This window comes from Aquabacterium sp. T101, from assembly GCF_057219775.1.
Genome location: NZ_JBXVVZ010000002.1, coordinates 521,348 through 543,453 on the forward strand (window position 1 = coordinate 521,348; position 22,106 = coordinate 543,453).

Sequence of the window (22,106 nt, forward strand, 5' to 3'; positions counted from 1 at the left end):
GGGATCGCCCCCGAAACCCCATGTCACGAGACAACGCCTTCGCCGACGCCGCACGGGCCCTGGGCTGCAGCTTCGACGGCGAGATCCGTCTCGGCGGCAACTACATCGGCGTCGCGCGCGACGGCCATCTGCTGCACGTCAGCGGGCAGGTGCCCCGGGTGGGCACGCAGGTGGTGGTGACCGGCCGCGCCGGGGCCGACGTCACGCTGGAGCAGGCACGCCATGCCGCCCGCATCTGCGCCCTGCGTGCGCTGGCGCTGCTGCAGCGCGAGCTGGGCAGCCTGGAAGCGGTCCGCTCGGTGATCAAGGTCAACGTGTACACGCAGTGCACCGAGACCTTCACGCAGCAGAGCGAGGTGGCCGACGCCGCGTCGGACCTGCTGGTGCAGGTGCTGGGGCCCGCGGGCGCGCATGCCCGCACGTCGATCGGCGTGTACCAACTACCGAAGAACGCCACCGTCGAACTCGACCTGGTCGCCGCCAGCGGCTGACGCATGCGCCACAAGATCATCACCGCCGACGAGGCCGCCGCCCTGGTGCAGCCGGGCGACACGCTGGCCACGTCGGGCTTCGTCGGCATCGGCACGCCCGACGAGCTGCTGGCAGCGCTGGCGCGGCGCTTCGCGGCGTCGGGCGAGCCGCGCGGGCTGTCGCTGGTGTTCGCCGCCGGCCAGGGCGACGGCGGCGACCGCGGCCTGAACCGGCTCGGCCAGGACGGGCTGCTGCGCCGCGTGGTCGGCGGGCACTGGGGACTGATCCCGAAGGTGGGTGCGCTGGCGGTGGCCAACCGGATCGAGGCCTACAACCTGCCGCAGGGCGTGATCTCGCACCTGTACCGCGACATCGCCGCCGGCAAGCCGGGGCACCTGTCGCGCGTGGGCCTGGGCACCTTCGTCGACCCGCGGTTGCAGGGTGGCAAGCTCAACGCCGCCACCACCGAGGACCTCGTGCGCGTGATGGAACTCGACGGCCAGGAATGGCTGTTCTACAAGGCGTTCCCGATCGACGTGGCCTTCATCCGCGGCACCACCGCCGACACGCACGGCAACATCACGATGGAGCGCGAGGCGCTGACGCTGGACAACCTGGCGATGGCGATGGCCGCGCACAACTCCGGCGGCGTGGTGATCGCGCAGGTGGAGCGCATCGCGCGCGCCGGCTCGCTGCATCCGCGCCAGGTGCGCGTGCCCGGCACGCTGGTGGACGCGGTGGTGGTGGCCGACGCGGAGCATCACCGCCAGACCTATGCCACCGCCTACTCGCCCGCGTTCGCGGCCGAGATCCAGGTGCCGCTCGATTCGCTGCCTGCGCTGGCGCTGGACGAGCGCAAGGTGATCGCGCGCCGCTGCGCGCTCGAGCTGCCGGTGGACGGCGTGGTCAACCTGGGCATCGGCATGCCCGAGGGCGTGGCGGCGGTGGCCAACGAGGAGCGCGTCACCGACCTGATCACGCTCACCGCCGAGCCGGGCATCGTCGGCGGCGTGCCCGCCGGCGGGCTGGACTTCGGGGCCGGCGTCAACGTCGAGGCGGTGATCGACCAGAACCAGCAGTTCGACTTCTACGACGGCGGCGGCCTGGACCTCGCGGTGCTGGGCATGGCCGAGTGCGACGCGCACGGCAACGTGAACGTGAGCCGCTTCGGCACGCGGCTGGCCGGCGCGGGCGGCTTCATCAACATCTCGCAGAACGCGCGCACGGTGGTGTTCGCCGGCACCTTCAGCGCCGGCGGGCTGGAGGTGAAGGCCGCCGACGGGCGACTGTCCATCGTGCGCGAGGGCCGTTCCTTCAAGTTCGGCGCGCAGGTGCAGCAGGTGACGTTCGCCGGACGCCAGGCCGCCGCGCGCGGCCAGCGCGTGCTCTACGTCACCGAGCGCTGCGTGTTCGAGCTCGGCGCCGGGGGCCTGACGCTGGCCGAGGTGGCACCGGGCATCGACGTGCGGCGCGACGTGCTCGACCGCATGGGCTTCGCGCCGCGCGTGGACGGCACGCCGCGGCCGATGGACGACGCGCTGTTCCGCGACGCGCCGATGGGCCTGCGGCACCGCCTGCTCGACCCCGACCTGCCGCGCCGCCTGCACTACGACGCGCAGCGCGACACGCTGTTCCTGAACTTCCGCCACCTGCAGGTGCGGCAGGCGGCCGACATCGACGCCATCCGCGCCGCGGTGGACGCGCTGTGCCGCGGCATCGGGCACCGGGTGGACGTCGTCGTCAACTACGACGGCTTCCAGGTCGCGCCGGGGCTGGAGGACGCCTATGCCGCGATGGCGCACGATCTGAAGCAGCGCCACTACGCCCATGTGACGCGCTATGCGTCGGGAGCGTTCAAGCGCATGAAGGTGGCCCGCGCGCTCGACGCGGACGACGGCGCCTAGCCGGCACGCCGACACCGCCCCCACGATCGTGGGGCCGGCGCCACGCGGCGCGTGACGCTCGCGTGACGCCCTGATTCCTACAACGGGCGCACCCTCTCAACGGAGACGCCCATGCGCCGCTTCCCTGCCCTTGCACGACTTGCCTCGCCCATCACCCTGGCCGCACTGACCGCCCTGGCGGCCTGCGGCGGCGACGCGGACGACCCGGTCCCGCCCGCGCCGGCCACCGTGGCGCCGGCGATCACGCAGCAGCCCGCCAATCAGGACTTCGCGTCCGGTTCCATCGTGTTCACCGCCGCCGCCAGCGGCACGCCGGCCCCCACCATCAGCTGGACCGTCGACGCCACGGCCCTGCCGGCCAGCGGCACGCACACGCAGGGCCTGTGCCGCTTCGACCATGTCACCGGTGCCGGCACGCTGACGCTGAGCAACGTGACGGCCGACTGCGTCGGCGTCGCCTTCGCCGCGGTCGCCACCAACACCGCCGGCAGCGCCACCAGCGGCGCGGCGCAGCTGCGGGTGGTGCAGACGCGCGCGGACCTGATGGCCGGAAGCGCCGGCACCATCGGCAACGTCGACGGCCCTGGCGCCGCGGCCCGGTTCAACACCCCCAACTACCTGACCCGCGCCAGCGACGGCCGCATCGCCGTCGGCGACTTCGGCAACAGTGCGGTGCGCCTGGTGTCCACCGCCGGCGTGGTGTCCACGCTGGCCGGTTCCGGCAGCTTCGGCTACGCCGACGGCGTGGGCACCGCAGCGTCGTTCAACGGCAACGGCGGCCTGGCCTTCGACAGCGCCGGCAACGTGTTCGTGTCGGACTGGGACAACCATGTCGTGCGCCGCATCGCACCCAACGGCACGGTGACCACCTTCGCCGGCAGCCCCGGCACGCCGGGCAGCGCCAACGGCACCGGGGCGGCCGCCCGCTTCTCGAACCCGAACGGCCTGGCGATCGACGCCTCGGACAACGTGTACGTGTCCGACTGGGGCAACCACGTCATCCGGCGCATCACGCCGGCGGGCGTGGTGACCACGGTGGCCGGCTTGCCGGGCGTCCAGGGCAGCGTCGACGGCAACGGCACCGCAGCACGCCTGTCCGGGCCGTCCGGACTGGCGTTCGACGGCGCCGGCAACCTGTACGTGGCCGACCAGTTCAACCACCTGATCCGCCGCCTGTCGCCGGCGGGCGACCTCGTCACGCTGGCCGGCAGTGCCGGCGTGGCGGGCCATGTCGATGCCACCGGCGCCGCGGCCCGGCTGTCCAGCCCGGCGTGGTTGACGGTCACGGCCGCCGGCACGGTGTTCGTGGTCAGCGCCGCGGGCGACACGGTGCGCCGTGTCTCCGCGTCGGGCGAGGTCACCACGGTGGCGGGCACCAGCGGCAGCGCCGGCGCGCTGCAGCTCGGCGCCAACCCGGTGCTGCGCAACGCGCGCGGCGTGTGGGCCATCGGCGAGCGCGACCTGCTGCTCACCGCCGACCAGACGCTGGTGCGCGTCCGCCTGCCCTGAGGAGGATGCGAACATCGGCCCGATGGCCCCGCTGACGCTGCACCTGCACGGCACCGCGCGTGTCGTGACCGCCGACGGACGCGAGGTTGTGCTCGAGCGCCGTGCCGCTGCGCTGTGCGCGCTCGCGGCCCTGGCGCCGGGCATCGCCCGCGAGCGCGTGGCGGTCTGGCTGTGGCCGGACTCGGGCGACCCGCGGCGCAACCTGCGCCAGCAGCTGGTGCGGTTCCGGCAGCAGTTCGACCAGCCGCTGGTGGCCGGCCAGGAGCGCCTCGCACTGGCGCCCGGTGTCACGCTGGCGCCCGCCGAGGGCGAACTGCTCACCGGCCACGCAGCGGGCGACGACGAGTTCGGTGCCTGGCTGGCGGCGCAGCGCGAGGCCCTGGCCGGCGCGCAGCGCGCCCGCTGGCAGCAGGCCCTCGGCGCGGCCGAGGCCGGCGGCGACCTCGACACCGCGCTGACGGTGGCCGAGGACGCGACACGGCAGCCCGGCGCCGGCGAGGACGCCTGGCAGGCCCTGATGCGGGTGCACTACCTGCGCGGGGACGCGGCGGCCGGCCTGGCGGCCCATGACCGTCTGACGCGGTACCTGCAAGCCGAGCACGGTCGCGCGCCGTCGGCGGCCACGGCCGCGCTGGCCGACGCGCTGCAGCAGCAACGCGTGGCCCCCGGACGCACGGCGCCCTCGGCCCTGCCCGCTGTCCTCAAGCGGCCTCCGGTGCTGGCGGGCCGCGACGTCGAACTGGGCGCCGTGCGCGCGGCGCTGGCGCAGGGCCGCGCCGTGCTGCTCGAAGGCGAGGCCGGCCTCGGCAAGAGCCGTCTGCTGGCCGAACTCGCGCCGGCCGGGGCCCTGTACGGCGCAGGGCGCCCAGGCGACGCAGGCGCACCGTATGCCACGCTCGCGCGCTGGCTGGCGCCCTTGCTCGGCGCGGCGGACCACGATGCGCACGACGAGTCGGAGCGCCACGCACTGGCCCTGCTGCGGCCCGGCGTGCCGGCCGGCGCGGCCCTGCTGCGCGGCAGTCTCGACCAGGCGGTGTCGGCGCTGCTGGGCCGCTGCGGCGTGTCCTGCGCGGTGCTCGACGACCTGCACTTCGCCGATGCGGCCACGCTCGATCTCGTGGCCGCGCTGGCCGCGCGAGCCCAGCCACCGCTGCGCTGGCTGTTCGCGACGCGGCCCACCGAGTCCCCGCCCGCAGCGCTGGCCCTGCGCGACGGCCTCGTCGAGTTGCACCGGCTGGACGTGGTGTCCCTGTCGCCGATGGACGAGGCGGCCACCGCGACGCTGGTCGACGCCCTCGCGCTGCCCGGCATGCAAGGCGCCGCGCTGGCCCCGGCGCTGGTGCGCCACACCGGCGGCAACCCGCTGTACCTGCTCGAGACGCTGGCGCAGGGCCTGCAGGACGGCAGCTTCGCGCGCGGCGAGCTGCCGCGCCCGGCCCACGTGGACGCGCTGATCGAGCGGCGGCTGCAACGGCTGTCGGAGCCCGCGCTGACGCTGGCGCGCGTGGCGGCCATCGCCGGCGTGGACTTCTCGATCGAGCTGGCCGAGGCGGCCACCGGCCAGCGCGCGGTGCAACTGGCCAGCGCCTGGCAGGAACTGCAGGACGCGCAGGTGCTGCGCGACGAGGCGTTCGCGCACGACCTCGTGGCCGACGCCGCGCTGCGCAGCGTGCCGCCGGTGGTGGCGCGTCGGGTGCATGTGCAGTGCGCGCAATGGCTGGCGGCTCAGGGTGTCGAGCCGGCGCGCCTGGGCTGGCACTGGCGCCACGGCGGCATGCCGGCCGAGGCGGGCCGGCTGTTCGTGGCCGCGGCCAGGCGCGCCGAGCAGGCCGCCCGCGTGGCGGAGGAGGCCGAGCTGTACCGCCACGCCGCCGACGCGTTCGCCGACGCCGGCCTCGACGACGCCCGCTTCGATGCGCTGTGCGACCGCGTGCGCGCCCTGCGCGGCGCCGATCTGGGCGAACTGGCGATGCAGGAGACGCACGCGCTCGAGGCCGCGGCACGCACCGACCTGCAGCGCCTGCGCGCACGCACCGAGCTGTGCGGCATGCACACCGAGCGCGGCGAGCTCGACGAGGCGGTCGCCGTGGGGCAGGAAGCGATGTCGCTGGCGCGCCGGCTCGACGCCCGGGCCTCGATGGTGCGTGTGGCCTGCCACCTGGCCACCGCGCTGGCGCGCCTGGGGCGGGCGGCCGAGGCCGTGGCGCTGTTGGCGCCGCTGCGCAGCTGGGTCGACGCCCAGCCCGACGACGACCTGCGCATGCTGTGGCACGGCGACTGGGGCAGCGTGCTCGGCCACGTCGGGCGGCTCGGCGAGGCGGTGGCGGCGTATGACACCGCACTGGCCGCGTCGCGCCGCGCCGGCCTGCGCTGGGCCGAGGGCCAGCTGCTGAAGAATTGCGCGGTCACGCTGCGCCAGGCCGGGCAGTTCGACCGCGCGCTGGCGATGTCGCGCGAAGGTCAGGCGCTGGCCGTGGCGTCCGGCGAGGACGCGGACTCGGCACCGATCGGCCGCCTGGTGGTGGCCCGCGACGAGGCCGAGTCGGGGCTGTTCGCGTCCGCACTGCCCGAGCTGGAAGCCCTGGTGCACGACTTCGAGCGCACCGGCGCCGTGTTCTGGGCCCAGGCCGCACGCATGGTGCTGGCGCGCCTGTGGCTCGACCTGGGCCAGCACGCGCGCGCCGTGCCGCTGCTGCGCGACGAGCCCGACGGCTTGCCGGCGTGGCTTCAGGCCGACCGGCGTCTGCTGAAGCTGGACCTCAGCCGTGCGCTCGACGAGCCGGCACCGCCCGGCCTGCTGACCGACGCCCTGGAGCGTGCCGCGGCGGACCCCCAGCGCGGCCCGATGCTGCGCGTGCGGGCCCTGCGCCACCAGGCCCCCGCGCAGGTGCTGGGCGAGGCGCCCGCGCTGGCCGACGCGCTGCGCACCACCGAAAGACTGGGTGCGCTGATGGGGCTGCAGGTGCACGTGGCCCGCGCGGCACTGGCCCTCGGACGCACCGACGACGCCTGCGCCGCAGCGCGCCGCGTGCTCGACCTGTTCGACCAGGGCTGCGCGCCGGACTCGATGTACCGGGCCGAGGCCTGGTGGGTGGCCGCCAGTGCGCTGCTGGCAGGCGGGCTCGCCGAGGACGCCGATGGCGCTCGACGCTGCGCCGAGCAGTGGCTGCGCTCGGTGGCGCTGCCCCAGGTGCCGGCGGCGTTCCTGGACAGCTTCCTGCACCGCAACGCCGTCAATCGCGACCTGCTCTCCGCGGCCCGCTCGCGCCAGCACTGAAGCCGGCGTGCCCGGCCCTCAGCGCGCCCGCGTCGCGCCGGCGCGAGTGGAGGGCTTGGCGGCGCTCTTCGCGACGCCCTTCGCGACGCCCTTCGCCGAGCCGGTCGCGGAGCGCTTGGCCGCGCCGGCCGTCGCCCGCGCCGGCACGAACGCCTCGCGCTGCGCCGCGGTGCGCTCGAAGCGCCGTGCCAGGTTGTCGCAGACCAGGTTGCACAGCTCGTAGATCGCCGGGTCGGCGATGGTGTAGTACACGCTCGTGCCCTGGGTCTCGCGCGCCAGCACGCCGTGCTGCGCCAGCAGCGCCAGGTGGCGCGACACGTTGGCCGGGCTGTAGCCGGTGGCGTCGGCCAGCTCGCCGACGCTGTGGCGCTGCGTGCGCAGCAGGTTCAGCAGGCGCAGGCGCGCCGGCTCCGACAGGGCCTGGAAGTAGGCCGCGACCTGGGTCAGGGCTTCCGGGGTGAGGTTCTCCATGCGCGGGCAGTGGGGCGTGGCGGGCGTGGGCGGCGCCGCCATCATGCCCGACGCCGAAGCAGCCTGCGCAGTGCCGAGGTCCTTCATACTTGCATTTTTGCGTGATTGCGCAAATAATAGCGTCAAGACGGGCGCCTGTCCAGCCACTGGCGGCCCCACCAGAACCACGAGGAACCCGCATGACCGCCCCGCTCGCCCCCACCGCCCCCAGCGCCCGGCACCGCGCCGCTCTCGGTGCCCTGCTGTGCGCGCTGGCGCTGCCCGCCGCCGCCGCGCCCGCCCCGGCGGCGACGGCGCCGCTGGCCACCGTGCCCGCCCGTGCCTCGGCCGGCACCGGCACGCTGCCCTTCGACGGCGTGGTCGAGGCGCTGCGCCAGACCGCCATCGCCGCGCAGGTCAGCGGCGCGGTGGTGCAGCTGGACGTGAAGGCCGGCGACCGCGTGCGCGCCGGTCAGCTGCTGCTGCGCATCGACGCCCGCGCGGCCGACCAGGCCAGCCTGGCCAGCGACGCGCAGGTGCGCGCGGCCCAGGCCGCGCAGGAGGTGGCCACCAAGGAGTACGAGCGCCAGCAGCAGCTGCACGCGCAGCGCTTCATCAGCGCCGCGGCACTGGACCGCGCGCGCGCCGAGTACCAGGCCGCGCTGGCTCAGGCCCAGGCCCAGGCGGCGCAGGCCGGTGCGGCGCGCACGATGAGCGGGCTGCACGTCGTTCGCGCGCCCTATGCCGGCGTGGTGTCCGAGGTGTCGGTCACGCTGGGCGACATGGCGCTGCCGGGCCGCCCGCTGCTGACGCTGTACGACCCGCAGGCCCTGCGCGTGGCGGCCGCGGTGCCGCAGACGGCGCTGGCGCAGTTGCCGGCATCACCCGGCGCGGGGGCCCCGCAGGCCAAGGCATCGGCCGCGCCGCCCGCGGCGTCGCCGGTGCGCGTGGAGCTGCCGGCGCTGCCCGCGGCCGAGCGCCTGCTCACGCCGCGCGCGGTGCAGGTGCTGCCCGCCGCCGACGCCGCCACCCACACGGTGACGGTGCGCGCCGAGCTCGCGCCGGGGCTGGCCGGCGTGGTGCCGGGGCAGTTCGCGCGCCTGTGGCTGCCGGGCGACGGCACGGCACGCGGCAGCGCGGTCTGGGTGCCCGCCAGTGCCGTGGTGCGCCGCGCCGAGATGGCCGGCGTCTACGTGCCGGACGCCGAAGGCCGGCCCCTGCTGCGCCAGGTGCGGCTGGGCCGCACGCAGGGCGGCGAGGTGGAAGTGCTGAGCGGCGTCGCCGCGGGCGAGCGGGTGGCCGTCGACGCGCAGGCCGCGGCCGCGCGCTCGCGCTGAGGAGCACGCGGTGAGCGCCCCCGTGCCGACCCCTGCCTCCACACCGGCTGCGCCGATGGGCGTGTCGGGCCGCATCGCGGCGTACTTCCAGCACGCCCGCATCACGCCGCTGCTGGCGCTGGTGGGCCTGCTGCTGGGCGTGTTCGCGGCGATGGTCACGCCGCGCGAGGAGGAACCGCAGATCAACGTGACGATGGCCAACGTGATGATCCCGTTCCCCGGGGCCAGCGCGAAGGACGTCGAGCAGATGGTCGCCGGCCCCGCCGAGCAGGTGCTGGCGCAGATGGCCGGCGTCGAGCACGTGATGTCGGTGTCGCGCCCCGGCGTGGCGATCGTCACCGTGCAGTTCAAGGTGGGCGTGCCGCGCACCGAGGCGCTGGTGCGTCTGCACGACACGGTGCAGTCCAACGCCGACTGGCTGCCGGCCGGCCTGGGCGTGGGCGCGCCGATCGTCAAGCCCAAGGGCATCGACGACGTGCCCATCGTTGCGCTCACGCTGCACGGCACGCGCGACGACACCGGCGCGTTCGACCTGGAGCGCGTGGCGCACAGCCTGGAAGCCGAGCTCAAGCGCGTGCCGGGCACGCGCGAGGTGCGCACGATCGGCGGCCCCGGCCGCGGCGTGCGGGTGGAGATCGACCCGGCCCGCATGGCCGGCGCCGGCATCACCGTGGCCGACCTGCGCCAGGCGCTGCAGTCGGCCAACCAGGGCTTGCCGGTGGGCGAACTGCTCGGCGGCGACCGTGCCGTGGCGGTGGAGGCCGGCCCGTTCCTGCGCGACGCGCGCGAGGTGGCCGAGCTGGTGGTGGGCGTGCAGGGCGGCAAGCCGGTGTTCCTGGGCGACGTGGCGCAGGTGGTGGACGGGCCCCTGGTGGCGGGCCGCTACGTGTGGCATGCGCAACAGGGGCGCGAGTTCCCCGCCGTGACGATCGCCATCACCAAGAAGCCGGGCGAGAACGCGATCCGCGTCGCCGACGCGCTGCTGGCGCGCATGGACACGCTGCACAACACCGTGGTGCCGGCCGACGTCAAGGTGGTGGTCACGCGCAACTACGGCGCCACCGCCGACGACAAGGCCACCAAGCTGATCCAGAAGCTGATGTTCGCCACCGCGTCGGTGGTGGTGCTGGTGTTCTTCGCGCTCGGCCGGCGCGAGGCCGCCATCGTCGGCAGCGCGGTCGTGCTCACGCTCACCGTCACGCTGTTCGCGTCCTGGGCCTGGGGCTTCACGCTCAACCGCGTGTCGCTGTTCGCGCTGATCTTCTCGATCGGCATCCTGGTCGACGACGCGATCGTCGTGGTGGAGAACATCCACCGCCACATGGCGCTGGAACCCGGCGTGCCGCTGGCACGGCTGATTCCGCGCGCGGTGGACGAGGTGGGCGGGCCCACCATCCTGGCCACGCTGACCGTGATCGCAGCGCTGCTGCCGATGGCCTTCGTCAGCGGGCTGATGGGGCCGTACATGGCGCCGATCCCGATCAACGCGTCGATGGGCATGCTGCTGTCGCTGGCGATCGCCTTCGTGGTGACGCCGTGGCTGGCGCGGTTGTGGATGAAGGCGCTGCCCGAAGGCACCGCGCCCGACGCCGCGCCGCACGGCCTGGCCGCGCGCCTGGCGCCCTGGTTCGAGCGCGCCTTCGCGCCGCTGCTCGACGCGCGCACGGGCGCGCGCCACCGGCGCTGGCTCGGCGTGGCGGTGGGGGGGGCGATCGCACTGTCGGTGGCGCTGCCGGCCGTGGGCCTGGTGCTGCTGAAGATGCTGCCCTTCGACAACAAGTCGGAGTTCCAGGTGGTGGTGGACATGCCCGCCGGCACGCCGGTGGAGCGCACGGCCGCGGTGCTGCACGAGCTGGGCGCGCACCTGAGCGCGCTGCCCGAGGTGACCCATGTGCAGGCCTATGCCGGCACGGCCGCGCCGATCAACTTCAACGGCCTGGTGCGCCAGTACGACCTGCGCAGCGGCGGCGAGGTGGGCGACCTGCAGGTCAACCTGGTGGACAAGGCGCACCGCAAGGAACAGAGCCACGCCATCGCCACCCGCGTGCGCCCGGCGCTGCACGCCATCGGTCGGCGCCACGGCGCCAACGTCAAGGTGGTGGAGGTGCCGCCCGGCCCGCCGGTGCTCGCGCCGATCGTGGCCGAGGTCTACGGCCCCGACGCCGAGGGCCGCACGCAGGTGGCGCGCGCGGTGCGCACGGTGTTCGAGCGCACCGAGGGCGTGGTCGACGCCGACGACTCGACGATCGCCGCCGCGCCGAAGCTGCTGCTGGTGGTGGAGCGGCGCAAGGCCGCACTGCTGGGCGTGCCGCAGCAGGCCGTCGTGTCCACGCTGCGCGCCGGTCTGGCGGGCGAGGCCGCCACCTGGCTGCACGACCAGAGCAAGTACCCGGCACCCACGGTGATCCAGCTGCCGGCCGAGCGCCACGGCGATCTCGACGCCCTGCTCGCGCTGACGGTGCGCACGGCGGCCGGCAAGCTGGTGCCGCTGCGCGAGCTGGTGCGCGTGACCGACACCGTGCGCGAGCAGCCGATCCACCACAAGGACCTGCTGCCCGTGGTGTACGTGGTGGGCGACGCCGCCGGCAAGGTCGACAGCCCGCTGTACGCGATGTTCGGCATGCGCGGCGAGATCGCGAAGATCGCCACGCCCGGCGGCGGCACGCTCGGCGAGCGCTTCATCGAGCAGCCCGAAGACACGCTGCGCGGCTACGCGGTCAAGTGGGACGGCGAGTGGCAGATCACCTACGAGACCTTCCGCGACATGGGCGCGGCCTATGCGGTGGGTCTGGTGCTGATCTACCTGCTGGTGGTGGCGCAGTTCGGCTCGTACCTGACGCCGCTGGTGATCATGGCGCCGATCCCGCTCACCGTGATCGGCGTCATGCCGGGCCACGCGCTGCTGGGCGCGCCGTTCACCGCCACCAGCATGATCGGAATGATCGCGCTGGCCGGCATCATCGTGCGCAACTCGATCCTGCTGGTGGACACCATCAACCTGCAGCTGCGCGAGGGCGCGACCTTCGAGCGCGCGGTGGTGCACGCCGCCGTGACGCGCGCGCAGCCGATCCTGCTCACCGCCCTGGCCGCGATGCTCGGCGCGTTCTTCATCCTCGACGACCCCATCTTCAACGGGCTGGCGATCTCGCTGGTGTTCGGCATCCTCGTCTCGACGCTGCTGACGCTGGTGGTGATCCCGATCCTGTACTACGTGGCCTACCGGCACCGCTTGCAGGCGCTGCTGGCGCCCTCACCTGAGTCCTGAAACCCCGCAAGGAGAAGCTCCATGACCACCTGGCAGATCGTGCGCGTCGTCGCCGGCACCTTCATCCTCGTCTCGCTCGCCCTCGGCGTGCCCGGCAGCCCGGTCTACGTCAGCACCTGGTGGCTGGCGTTCACCGCCTTCGTCGGCGCCAACCTGCTGCAGAGCGGCCTGACGCGCTGGTGCCTGATGGAGTCGATCCTGCGCCGGCTGGGCATCCAGCCCGGCCACTGAGGGGCGCGCCATGCACCTGGTGTGCCCCAAGTGCGCCAGCGTCAACCGCGTGCCCGAGGAGCGCCTGGGCCATCACCCGGTGTGCGGCCGCTGCAGCACCGAGCTGATGGACCCGCATCCCGTGGCGCTCGACGACGCGGTGCTGCCCACCTTCGTGGGCCGCAGCGAGCTGCCGGTGCTGGTGGACTTCTGGGCGGCCTGGTGCGGACCCTGCCGCACGATGGCGCCGCACTTCGAGGCCGCTGCCCAGCGGCTGCCGCAGGTGCGCTTTGCCAAGCTGGACACCGACGCCAGCCCGCAGGCCAGCCGCGCCCACAGCATCCGCAGCATCCCGACGCTGGTGCTGTTCCAGGGTGGCCGCGAAGTGGCCCGGCGCAGCGGCGCCGTGTCCGCCGGCGACCTGGTGCGGTGGGTGCAGGCCAGCCTGGCCGGGCCGGATGCAGGCCGCCGCGCGCCCTGACGCACAGCGAACCATCGACCACTGTCACTTTCCGAGGACTCCGCCATGAACACCACGCTGCCCGTTGCCCCCGTCACCCCACTGGCCGACGACGCTGACCGTCGCCGCTGGCTGGCCGCCACCGGCGCGGCCGGCGGCGCCGCGGTGCTGGCCACGTCGGTGCCCTTCGTGTCGAGCCTGGCGCCCAGCGAACGCGCCCGCGCGGCCGGTGGCCCGGTGGAGGTGGACATCGCCGACCTGGCGCCCGGCGAGATGCGCACCGTGGAGTGGCGCGGCAAACCGGTGTGGATCGTCCGGCGCACGGCGCAGATGCTGGCCGCGCTGCAGGGCCACGATGCGGGGCTGGTGGACCCGACGTCGAAGGCGCCGCAACAGCCCGCCTATGCCGCCAACGCCGCGCGCGCGATCCGGCCCGACGTGTTCGTCGCGATCGGCATCTGCACGCACCTGGGCTGCTCGCCCACAGCCGTGCCCGAAGGCAGCGCCAATCCGAGCCTGCCGCAGGACTGGCCGGGTGGATTCTTCTGCCCCTGCCACGGCTCCACCTTCGACGGCGCAGGCCGGGTCTACCGCAACGTGCCGGCGCCGACCAACCTCGAAGTGCCGCCGCACCGCTACGCCAGCGCCACGCGGATCGTGATCGGCGAGGACGCCGCCTAGAAGCCGACGTATCGCCCGGGCCGGTGGTTCAGCGCGAGCACCAGGTTCATCGCCACCGCGCCGGCGGCCGACGCCCACAGCGCCTGCGGCCCGACGACGAACCAGGACGACCCGAGGATGGCGAGGTCCATCGCCATCTGCACCCGGCCGGCGTTGAGGCCCCAGCGCTCCTGCGCATGCAGCGCCAGGATGTTGAGCCCGCCGAGGCTGGCGCGGTGGCGCAGCAGCATCAGCATGCCCGCGCCCATGACCAGGCCGCCCATCACCGCCGCGTACAGCGGATGCACGTCGCGCAGGTGCAGCAGCGCCGGATGCAGCGCCGACAGGGCCGACACCAGCACGATGGCGACCAGCGTCTTGAGCGCGAACTCGGGCCCCATGCGGCGCGCGGCGAACGCGAAGAAGGGCAGGTTCAGCACCAGGAACCACAGGCCGAACGGCCCGCCGCCGGCATAGTGCGCCAGGAAGGCGAGCCCGGCGGTGCCACCGGTCAGCAGCCCGGCCTCGCGGTACAGCACGACGCCGAAGGACACGAACAGCGCGCCGGTCACCAGCGCCAGTACGTCCTCCAGCGGGCTGTGCCCGACGCCGATGCCGCCCGGCGGTGGCGCGGCCAGGCTCATGGCCGCCGCTCCGCGACGCGCACACCGTCGGCCACCGCGGCCGGCGGGTAGACGATCACGCGCGCACCCGCCGCCAGGCCCTCGGTGACCCAGGCGCTGGCGCCGTTGCGGCCGCCGAGCTTGACGGGCGTCTGGTGCGCACGCCCGCCGTCCACCGTGAACACCGCCATCGCGCGCCCGTCGCCCCCGGGCACCGGGAACACCGCGCTGGCCGGCACCATCAGCGCGTCGTCGCGCGCGGTGACGATCAGCCGCACGCCGACGCGAAAGCCGTCGCCCAGCGCGCGCCACTGCTCGCGCGGGCTGGTCAGGTCGATCAGCACGTTGACGCGCTGCTCCTCCACGCCCAGCGCCGACACCTTGGTGAAGGCCGCCGGCTCGACGCGGCGCACGCGGCCGTCGAGCGTGCCGCTGCCGCCCCAGCGCTCGATGCGCACCGGCGTGCCGGCCGGCGTGCGCAGCGCGTCCGTGGTGAGCAGCTGCGCCAGGACCTCCAGCCGCGACAGGTCGCCCACTTCCACCAGCGGCGTGCCCTGCGCCACCACCGCCTCGCTGGTCTGCAGCACGCGCAGCACCTGGCCGGCCACCGGCGAACGCACCGCGAAGCCGCGCCCGCCCGGCGCCGTGCCGCCCTGGCGCACCACACCGAGCGCGGCACGCGCCTGCTCCAGGTCGTGCTGCGCCACGTGCCGCTCCTGCTCGGCGGCGTCGCTTTCCTTCTGTGCGGCCTGCAGCGACAGGCGGTCGCTGTCGAGCTTGGTCGGCGCGATGAAGCCGTCGCGCGCGAGCTGCTCGCTGCGGCGCAGCTCGATGCGCGCCTGCTCCACCGCCACGCGGGCGCGGTCGATGCGCGCGCCAGCGCGCGCCACCTGGGCCTGTGCGCCCTCGACACGGGCCTGCGCCTCGCGTGTGCTGCGCTCGTCCAGCAGCGGCGACAGCACCGGCGTCAGTTCGGCGACCACGGCGCCCGCGGCCACGGCGTCGCCTTCGCGCAGCACGGCGCGCGCCAGGCGGCCCGACAGCGGGGCCGACACCACGTAGCGGTCGGCCAGGCGCGTGCGGGCGTCCTCGTCCACGGTGGCCTCGAAGCGGCCGGTGGTGGCGGTGGCCAGTTCCACCGGCACCGGCCGCGGTGCGAAGGCCCAGCCCAGCACGGCCACGGTGGCCACGACGAAGCCGGCGGCGAGCCAGCGGTTGCGGGGGGTCATGTCGTCACTCCCTGGTCTTGAGGACCGCCACGAGGTCGAGGCGGTCGACGCGGCGGCGCACGACGAGCGCGCTGGCCACCCCGGCCAGCAGCACCGCCAGCGCCGCGCCGGCAAAGGTGCGTGCGCGAAGCACCACCGGAAAGTAGAACTGGTCCGACGCGATCAGGCCCGTGACCAGGTGGGTCAGGCCCCAGCCCAGCGCCATGCCCAGCGGCAGCGCCACCGCGATCACCAGCGCCAGCTCGCCCAGCAGCAGTGCCGACACCTCGGCCCGGTTGAAGCCCAGCACGCGCAGGCTGGCCAGTTCCCAGCCGCGCTCGGCCAGCGCGATGCGCGCGTTGTTGTAGACCACGCCCACCGCGATGACCACCGCGAACGCGGTGAGGATGGTGCTCATGATGCGCACGTTGCGCGCGCTGATGGCTTCCATGTTGCGCAGCATCGTGGCCTTGCTGAAGGCGCCGGCCACGCGCGGCAGGCGCCGCGTGGCGTCCAGCAGCGCCGCCTCGCGGCCGCGCTCCAGCGCGACGACGAAACCGCTGGCGAGGTCGCCGTCGCCGAGCGCGCGGTTCAGCGCGTCGCGCTCCATGTAGGCGTTCAGGCCCATCATCTCGCGCACGGTGGCGCCCAGCACCAGGGGCACGGTGCGGGCGCGGCCCTCCATCACCTCCACCTGCACCGTGTCGCCCACGCGCAGCCCGAGCTTGGCGGCCAGCCGGTCGGTCATCACCAGGCCGCGGCCGTCGAGCACGGTGGGATGCAGGTCGGCGTCCACCACGCGGTAGAGCGCGCCGCGCGCCGGATAGCCGCGGATCAGGCTGCGCTCGCGGCGGTGGCCGTGGACGAAGGTCACCGGCACGAAGCGCGTGGACTCGACCTCGATCACGCCGGGCAGCCGGGCCACGTCCAGCCGCATCCGGTCGTCCTGCGGCTCGGCCAGCCACAGCGCCACGTCGCTGCGCATCGCGACGTTGAACTGCGCGTCGACCACCACCTCGATCGCGTCGCGGAAGAAGTTGCCCAGCACGACGATGGCCACCGCCGCCGCGACGCCGCCCACCGACAGCGCGGTGCGCAGGCGGCGCCGCTGGATGCCGCGCAGCAGCATGCGCAGCGCCGGCGGCAGGCCCTGCGGGCCCAGGCGTTCGATCCAGGTGCGGCGGTAGCGGCCCGGCGCCGGCGGGCGCATGGCCTCGGCCGGCGCCAGCCGTACCGTGGCCACGATCGCCGACAGGGTGCCCAGCACCGCGGTGACCAGCGTGATCGCCACGCCGGTGACCAGCAGCGGCGGATCGATGCGGTGGTCGAAGCGCGGGAAGTGGAAGAACTCGGCGTACAGCCCGGTCAGCAGCGTGCCCAGCCGGTCGCCCACCGCCACCCCGAGCACCAGGCCCACCGCGACGATCAGCAGCACCAGCTCCAGGTAGTGCGCCGCGATGCGCGCGTTGGGATAGCCCAGCGCCTTCAGCGCCGCGATCTGCTCTCGCTGCGTGGCCACCAGCCGCGACACGACCACGTTGAGCAGGAAGGCCGCCACGCCGAGGAAGATCACCGGCAGCACGGTGCCGAGCACGCGCTGCTCCTGGATCTCGTTGTCGAGCATCGCGTGCGAGACCTGGTCGGCGCGGCCGATCACGTCGCGGCTGCCGTGGCGCGCGAGGCGCTGCTCCAGGGCGGCGATCACGTCGCGCTCGGACGCGCCGGGCGCCAGCCGCACCGCCACGCGGTTGAACGCGCCACGCATGTCGTAGGCCGCGGCCAGCGAGTCGCGGTCGAGCCAGAAGATGCCGAAGCCGCGCTGGTCGGGCATGCCCCACAGCCCGGCGAAGATGAACTCCGGCGACAGCGCGGTGCCCACGATGCGCAGCGTGCGCTCGCGGCCGTTGACCAGCGCGCGCAGCTCCGCGCCGGGGCCCAGGCCGCGCGCCTGGGCGAAGCCTTCGGACACCAGCGCTTCCAGCGCGCCGTCGCCGCGCCCGGCCTCGGGCGTGCGGCCGCGGCTGACGGTGACGCGGTTCAGCGACGCGGGCACCAGCGCGTCGATGCCGATCAGCTGGCCGATGATCGGGTCGGCGTCGCCGGGGATCTCCACCCGCACCACCTGCTCGATGGTGGTAGCCACCTCGGCCACGCCGGGCACCGCGCGCAGGGCGTCGGCCACCGCGTCGGGCGCGCGCTTGACGGTGGCGAACACGTCGGCGAAGCGCGCCGCGGCATAGAAGTCGTCGCGCGCCGCGGCCAGCGAGTCCACCGCCGACAGGCTGGTGAGGAAGCCGCCCAGGCCGCTGGCCACCACCAGCGCGATCGTCAGCGCCTGGCTCCACAGCGAGCGCAGGTCGCGCAGCAGCTTGCGGTCGAGCGCTCTCACGGCCCGTGCTTCCCGCCGCTCACCACGACAGCTCCGACGGGCTCAGCCGGTGCGCGTTGCGCTCGATCGCGGTGACGCGGCCGTCGGCCAGCCGGATCACGCGGTCGGCCATGCCGGCGATGGCCACGTTGTGCGTGATCACCACCGCCGTGGTGCCCAGCTCCGCATTGACGCGGGCGATGACCTCCAGCACGCGCTTGCCGGTGGCGTAGTCGAGCGCACCGGTGGGTTCGTCGCACAGCAGCACGTCGGGCTGCTTGACGATGGCCCGCGCGATGGCCACGCGCTGCTGCTCGCCGCCCGACAGCTGCGACGGGAAGTGGTCGCGCCGCTCGGTCAGGCCGACCCAGGCCAGTGCCTCGTCGACCGACATCGGGTGCGCCGCGATGTCGGTCACCAGGGCCACGTTCTCGTGCACCGTGAGGCTGGGGATCAGGTTGTAGAACTGGAACACGAAGCCGACGTGCTCGCGGCGGTAGCGCGTGAGCTCGGCCTCGCCGGCGCCGGACAAGGTGTGGTCGGCAAAGCGCAGCTCGCCGCGGGTGGGCACGTCGAGCCCGCCCAGGATGTTCAGCAGCGTGGACTTGCCGCTGCCCGACGGCCCGAGCAGCACGACGAACTCACCGCGCCGGATGTCCAGGTCCACGTCGGCCAGGGCGCGCACCTGCGCGTCGCCGCTGCCATAGGTCTTGGTCAGCCCCCGCGCCACGAAGACGGGCGCAGCGTCGTCCGGCTTCACGCGTCGTCGGCGCGCACCAGCAGCACCGGCACCGGGCTCAGGCGGATCACGCGCTCCGCGTCGCTGCCCAGCAGCGCATGGGCCACGCCGCGCCGGCCATGCGTGCCCATCACCACGAGGTCGCAGCGACGCTCCCGGGCCTGGGCGACGACGACGTCGCACACACGCTGCGCGGCGGCGTCGACGACATGACCCTCGCAGGCGACGCCCTGCGCCAGCGCCTGGTCGCGCGCGGCGTCGATCAGGTCCTGCGCCTGGGCGCGCAGGTCCCGGTCGACCAGCTCCCAGGTGGTGCTGGTGGCCATCTCCAGCATCACCGGCGAGTACTCGAGCACGTGCAGCAGCACCACGCTGGCACGGCAGGTGTGCGCCAGCGACAGCGCCTCCTTCAGACCGCGGGCGGACGTGGCGCTGCCGTCGATCGGCACGAGGATGCGTTGGTACATGAAGGCTCCACGGGGCAGGATGGCGGGGCCTTCGATGGTGCATGGCAGGCACGGCGGCGTGTTGACCGGGCGCAAGGGCCCGGGCGGCGGGCGGCACCGGCTGGGGTCGCGTGGCGATGCAGGGTCACGCGTGCCGCGGGTCAGCCCGGCGCCGTCGGCGGCCCGCCGTCCACCATGCCGGCCAGCGTGCGGTGCAACGTCCGCAGGCGCAGGCCTAGCTGCTGCCGCCGCGGCGTGACGCGCATCAGCACGGGGAACCAGCGGCTGTGGACCACGCGCGCCAGCCGGCGCGCCGCCAGCGCCGCGAGGCAGCGGGTGCCCACGACCTGCCGGAACAGGGCCTCGCAGCCGACGCTGAAGGCGCGCTCGTCGGTGTCGATCACCGCCGCCACGAGGTCGTCCACGCCGTCCAGGACCCCCAGGCCGTCGGCCAGTGCGGCGTCGCCCGTCGGCAGCGCCACCGGCCGACCCGCGGCTCGGGCGCGCGCCGATTCGGCGGCCTCTTCGAGCCACATCCAGGGCTCGACGCGGCGTGGTGCGGTGTCGACGCAGGACGCGGCCGGCGCGGTGGGGCGCGCGGGGGTCATGGGGCTGGCTTCCATCCGAAGGGCTCCGGGCAAAGGGGACACGGCCGGAGTCTTGCGGCGCTGTGCAGCGACTTTGACGAACTGGATCGGATCGCTGATTACGAGGAACCGATGCCGCCTGATGCGGATTCATCGGCCCCTGTAGGGAGAACCGGTGGCCGCCGGTGCCGGTGCGGCGATCGAGCATCGCGCTGGTTCTTGCCTATGCTCGTTTCGCCGATCAGCAGTTTGGTGGAAGTTTTTCCTCTGTTCGTACTGCTATCGGCAATGCGTGCATGCCGTTCCTACGATCAGCTCGCCAATCAACGATGAGATGCCACAGACATCAGCTTGCGTGGCATCGATCGACCCTAGGAGCTACACGATGACCCCCACGACACGCTTCCCCGAGGCCGTGCCCTGCCACCTGCGCGCCCTGGAGCTGTGCATGCAGCGCCGCTGGTGGGGCGAGGCGATGGGCCTGCTGGTGTCGTGCATCGACCGGCTGACCTGGCTGTGGCTGCCGCGCCATCACCAGGTGATCGACCCGCGGCTGCAGCGCGCCTGGCTGCTGCGCTACATCGTCGAACCCGGCTTCGACGCCTGCGGCGTGGAAGCGCTGATGGACCTGATCGAGCGGGCCCGCGTCGGCCGCGCCGGCGCGCACCTCGGCAGTGCGCCGCAGGCGCTGGTGGTGTTCGAGCCCGCCGCGATGGCGTCGGTGCGCACGGCACTCGACTGCGCGGGCCTGCGCCAGGTGGTCCCGGTGCCGTTCGCGGCCCTGGCGGGCGCGGTGGCGCGCGCTGCCGTGGCGTTCGTCGAGGACGCCCGGCGCGACGGCAGCGGCTGGAACACGGTGTGCGACCGGGCCGACCACTTCGCGGAGGCGGACGCGCACCTGCGCCGCTTCATTGCCGCGGTGGAGTCCGCTCCGCCTGGCGGCGCGGACCGACACGCCTTGCAGCGTGCGCGCTGCGCGCCGTGACGGCCTTCGCGCCGGCCTCCCGTCCCGGCGGTGGCCCGGCACTGGCGCGCTCAAGTTCGAGCGCCAGTTGCAGCGCGAAGGGCTGGGCGCGGGCCGGACCTGCGGCGTCGGCGTCAGCGTCGACGATGCCGGGCCATGGCGGTGCGGGGCGCGTGCCGCCCCGCACCGCGTGCGCGGCGAACTGCAGCAGCAAGGGGTCGGCCGGCTCGACCGCGGACACCAGCCGCGCGGCCATCGACCGTGCCAGCGCGGCGCCGCCGGCGCGCGCGCCGGTCATCAGCGCGGCGTCCACGAGCGCCTCGACCGCCCGGACCTTCGCTGCGAATGCCGGCTGGCGCATGCGGGACACGAAGGCCTGACGCTGCGGCGGCGCCAGGCTGCGCAGGAACGTGATCGCGAGGTCCGGCGCCGGGGCGAGGGTCCCGCGGCCGTCGGGCCGGAGCCGCGTCATGGCGCCCGCGGGGACGGGGCTGCCGTGGCCGTCTCGCAGGCCCGGCCGGCCCTGCCCGGCAGGACCTCCGGCGCGTCGCTGTCGACGGCGCCAGCCGCGAGGGGTGCGAACGCGGCCATCGAGCGCGAGGCCACGTCGTACTGGCGGGCACAGAACACGCGCAACGCACGCTGCAGCGCCGGGCCCACGTCGAGGCGGGCCACGGCCCGCAGCGCGGCGACCGTGCAGGACGCCAGCTCGCGCCGGCAGGCCCTGTCGAACTGCGCGTCGGCGGCGTCGGCGGCGACTTCGGCCCCCGGTGCCGATGCGCGTCGGCGGCGCCGCAGCGCATGCAGGAACTGCACGGACCAGATCGAGGACATGTTCATCGCCACGGCCATGACCCCGTCTCGGCGCGCCGCGCCGGCCAGGCCGTCGAGCCGGCACAGCAGCACGGCGCACTCGTTGAACATCTCGGACACGGCGGCTGCGGCCTGGCGCAACTGGACGCCGGCCAGCGGCGTGGTGCAGCACCAGACCCAACGCCGGATCGCGGGCACCACATGCGAGTCGACGCGCCAGACCGGCACCAGCGCGCCGAACATCGTGGCCCCGCAGAGGTGCGAGTCGCCCTGGCGCAGGTGGGTCACGAAGGCTTCGACGGCACGCAGGCGCCAGGGTTCGGCAACGAAGTCGGCGTCGGTCGGCTCGGCCGCTTCCGTCGCCTCGTGCGTGGCTGTCGCCTCGCCGGTGGCGGCGGCCTGCAACAGCTCCGCCAGCAGGCCGAGTTCGAGCGCGGCAGGCTCGGGCGTGTCGATGCACTGTCCCAGCAGCATCAGCAAGGCCGCATGGCGCAGGCTGCCCGCCACGAAGGGATCGGCGGCCGCAGGGCCGCTGCCCGGCGTCGCGAGACGGTGCAGCGTTTCCACCCGTGCTGCCACCGTGGCCTGCCAGGCCACCGAGCCGTCGGGCACGAGATGCGTCGGGGATGGCAGGTCCTCCGGCAGGCACAGGAGCTGTGAGGCAAGTTCGAGTCGCACGGTGTGGTCCCCTTGGCAGCGCGGACCGATGAGCCCGCGGACACAGTGTGTGACCGGATGCAACGGCATTGGGACAACGGGAATCGGCCGCAATCGCGCAGGCTGCAATCCGGGCCGCCGGGCAACGAAGCCCTTCG

19 protein-coding genes are annotated in these 22,106 nt (G+C 74.4%); 10 read left to right on the forward strand and 9 right to left on the reverse strand.

Features of this window, described 5'->3' with window-relative positions:
- Window positions 1–20 precede the first annotated feature (20 nt).
- From AC2EAQ_RS09530 to AC2EAQ_RS09545, 4 genes are all read left to right on the forward strand, one after another.
- Window positions 21–491 (forward strand): RidA family protein, encoded by a 471-nt coding sequence (locus AC2EAQ_RS09530; RefSeq protein WP_484642624.1) that lies wholly within the window; start codon window positions 21–23, stop codon window positions 489–491.
- Between the two features lie 3 nt (window positions 492–494).
- The gene (locus AC2EAQ_RS09535) at window positions 495–2,375 is read left to right on the forward strand and encodes an acyl CoA:acetate/3-ketoacid CoA transferase (protein ID WP_484642625.1); all 1,881 of its coding nucleotides are present in this window, start codon (window positions 495–497) and stop codon (window positions 2,373–2,375) included.
- 111 nt (window positions 2,376–2,486) lie between these two features.
- On the forward strand, window positions 2,487–3,884 hold the full coding sequence (locus tag AC2EAQ_RS09540) for a hypothetical protein (RefSeq protein WP_484642627.1): 1,398 nt from the start codon (window positions 2,487–2,489) through the stop codon (window positions 3,882–3,884).
- A 22-nt stretch (window positions 3,885–3,906) separates the two neighbouring features.
- On the forward strand, window positions 3,907–7,161 hold the full coding sequence (locus tag AC2EAQ_RS09545; RefSeq protein WP_484642631.1) for an ATP-binding protein: 3,255 nt from the start codon (window positions 3,907–3,909) through the stop codon (window positions 7,159–7,161).
- A gap of 18 nt (window positions 7,162–7,179) precedes the next feature.
- Here AC2EAQ_RS09545 and AC2EAQ_RS09550 read toward each other — a convergent pair whose 3' ends face one another.
- A complete protein-coding gene (locus AC2EAQ_RS09550; protein ID WP_484642633.1) occupies window positions 7,180–7,719 on the reverse strand; it encodes an ArsR/SmtB family transcription factor in 540 nt (179 codons plus the stop codon).
- Window positions 7,720–7,811: 92 nt separating this feature from the next.
- Here AC2EAQ_RS09550 and AC2EAQ_RS09555 point away from each other — a divergent pair, with 92 nt between their 5' ends.
- From AC2EAQ_RS09555 to petA, 5 genes are read left to right on the forward strand one after another with little or no spacing between them, the layout of a single operon-like run.
- Complete coding sequence (locus tag AC2EAQ_RS09555) at window positions 7,812–8,948, forward strand: efflux RND transporter periplasmic adaptor subunit (RefSeq protein ID WP_484642635.1); 1,137 nt, start codon at window positions 7,812–7,814, stop codon at window positions 8,946–8,948.
- Between the two features lie 55 nt (window positions 8,949–9,003).
- On the forward strand, window positions 9,004–12,213 hold the full coding sequence (locus tag AC2EAQ_RS09560; RefSeq protein ID WP_484642793.1) for an efflux RND transporter permease subunit: 3,210 nt from the start codon (window positions 9,004–9,006) through the stop codon (window positions 12,211–12,213).
- 21 nt (window positions 12,214–12,234) lie between these two features.
- Window positions 12,235–12,444: a YgaP family membrane protein gene (locus AC2EAQ_RS09565; RefSeq protein ID WP_484642637.1), complete on the forward strand. Its 210-nt coding sequence runs from the start codon at window positions 12,235–12,237 to the stop codon at window positions 12,442–12,444.
- A gap of 10 nt (window positions 12,445–12,454) precedes the next feature.
- Window positions 12,455–12,904 carry a thioredoxin TrxC gene (gene trxC / locus AC2EAQ_RS09570; protein WP_484642639.1) on the forward strand — a complete coding sequence of 150 codons (450 nt, stop codon included), beginning with the start codon at window positions 12,455–12,457 and terminating at the stop codon, window positions 12,902–12,904.
- Window positions 12,905–12,949: 45 nt separating this feature from the next.
- Window positions 12,950–13,564, forward strand: coding sequence for a ubiquinol-cytochrome c reductase iron-sulfur subunit (gene petA / locus AC2EAQ_RS09575; RefSeq protein WP_484642641.1), 615 nt, complete (start codon window positions 12,950–12,952; stop codon window positions 13,562–13,564).
- Here petA and AC2EAQ_RS09580 read toward each other — a convergent pair.
- The 6 genes from AC2EAQ_RS09580 to AC2EAQ_RS09605 all read right to left on the reverse strand — a co-directional run bounded on the left by AC2EAQ_RS09580 (window position 13,561) and on the right by AC2EAQ_RS09605 (window position 19,535).
- On the reverse strand, window positions 13,561–14,187 hold the full coding sequence (locus AC2EAQ_RS09580; protein WP_484642643.1) for a YitT family protein: 627 nt from the start codon (window positions 14,185–14,187) through the stop codon (window positions 13,561–13,563). The genes petA and AC2EAQ_RS09580 overlap by 4 nt on opposite strands.
- On the reverse strand, window positions 14,184–15,395 hold the full coding sequence (locus tag AC2EAQ_RS09585) for an efflux RND transporter periplasmic adaptor subunit (RefSeq protein ID WP_484642645.1): 1,212 nt from the start codon (window positions 15,393–15,395) through the stop codon (window positions 14,184–14,186). Before AC2EAQ_RS09585 ends, AC2EAQ_RS09580 begins: the two co-directional genes overlap by 4 nt.
- A 4-nt stretch (window positions 15,396–15,399) precedes the next feature.
- Window positions 15,400–17,763 carry an ABC transporter permease gene (locus AC2EAQ_RS09590; RefSeq protein ID WP_484642647.1) on the reverse strand — a complete coding sequence of 788 codons (2,364 nt, stop codon included), beginning with the start codon at window positions 17,761–17,763 and terminating at the stop codon, window positions 15,400–15,402.
- A gap of 19 nt (window positions 17,764–17,782) precedes the next feature.
- Window positions 17,783–18,502, reverse strand: coding sequence for an ABC transporter ATP-binding protein (locus tag AC2EAQ_RS09595; protein WP_484642649.1), 720 nt, complete (start codon window positions 18,500–18,502; stop codon window positions 17,783–17,785).
- Window positions 18,499–18,948, reverse strand: coding sequence for a universal stress protein (locus AC2EAQ_RS09600; protein ID WP_484642651.1), 450 nt, complete (start codon window positions 18,946–18,948; stop codon window positions 18,499–18,501). The genes AC2EAQ_RS09595 and AC2EAQ_RS09600 overlap by 4 nt, the downstream gene beginning before the upstream one ends.
- A gap of 140 nt (window positions 18,949–19,088) precedes the next feature.
- Window positions 19,089–19,535 (reverse strand): hypothetical protein, encoded by a 447-nt coding sequence (locus tag AC2EAQ_RS09605; protein ID WP_484642653.1) that lies wholly within the window; start codon window positions 19,533–19,535, stop codon window positions 19,089–19,091.
- Window positions 19,536–19,899: 364 nt separating this feature from the next.
- Between AC2EAQ_RS09605 and AC2EAQ_RS09610 the strand changes: the two genes are divergently transcribed.
- Window positions 19,900–20,499, forward strand: coding sequence for a hypothetical protein (locus AC2EAQ_RS09610; RefSeq protein ID WP_484642655.1), 600 nt, complete (start codon window positions 19,900–19,902; stop codon window positions 20,497–20,499).
- Here the strand turns inward: AC2EAQ_RS09610 and AC2EAQ_RS09615 are convergent.
- Together AC2EAQ_RS09615 and AC2EAQ_RS09620 are read right to left on the reverse strand one after the other, a co-directional pair.
- Window positions 20,423–20,950, reverse strand: coding sequence for a hypothetical protein (locus AC2EAQ_RS09615; protein WP_484642657.1), 528 nt, complete (start codon window positions 20,948–20,950; stop codon window positions 20,423–20,425). The genes AC2EAQ_RS09610 and AC2EAQ_RS09615 overlap by 77 nt on opposite strands.
- Window positions 20,947–21,969: a hypothetical protein gene (locus tag AC2EAQ_RS09620; RefSeq protein ID WP_484642659.1), complete on the reverse strand. Its 1,023-nt coding sequence runs from the start codon at window positions 21,967–21,969 to the stop codon at window positions 20,947–20,949. Before AC2EAQ_RS09620 ends, AC2EAQ_RS09615 begins: the two co-directional genes overlap by 4 nt.
- Between the last annotated feature and the right edge of the window lie 137 nt (window positions 21,970–22,106).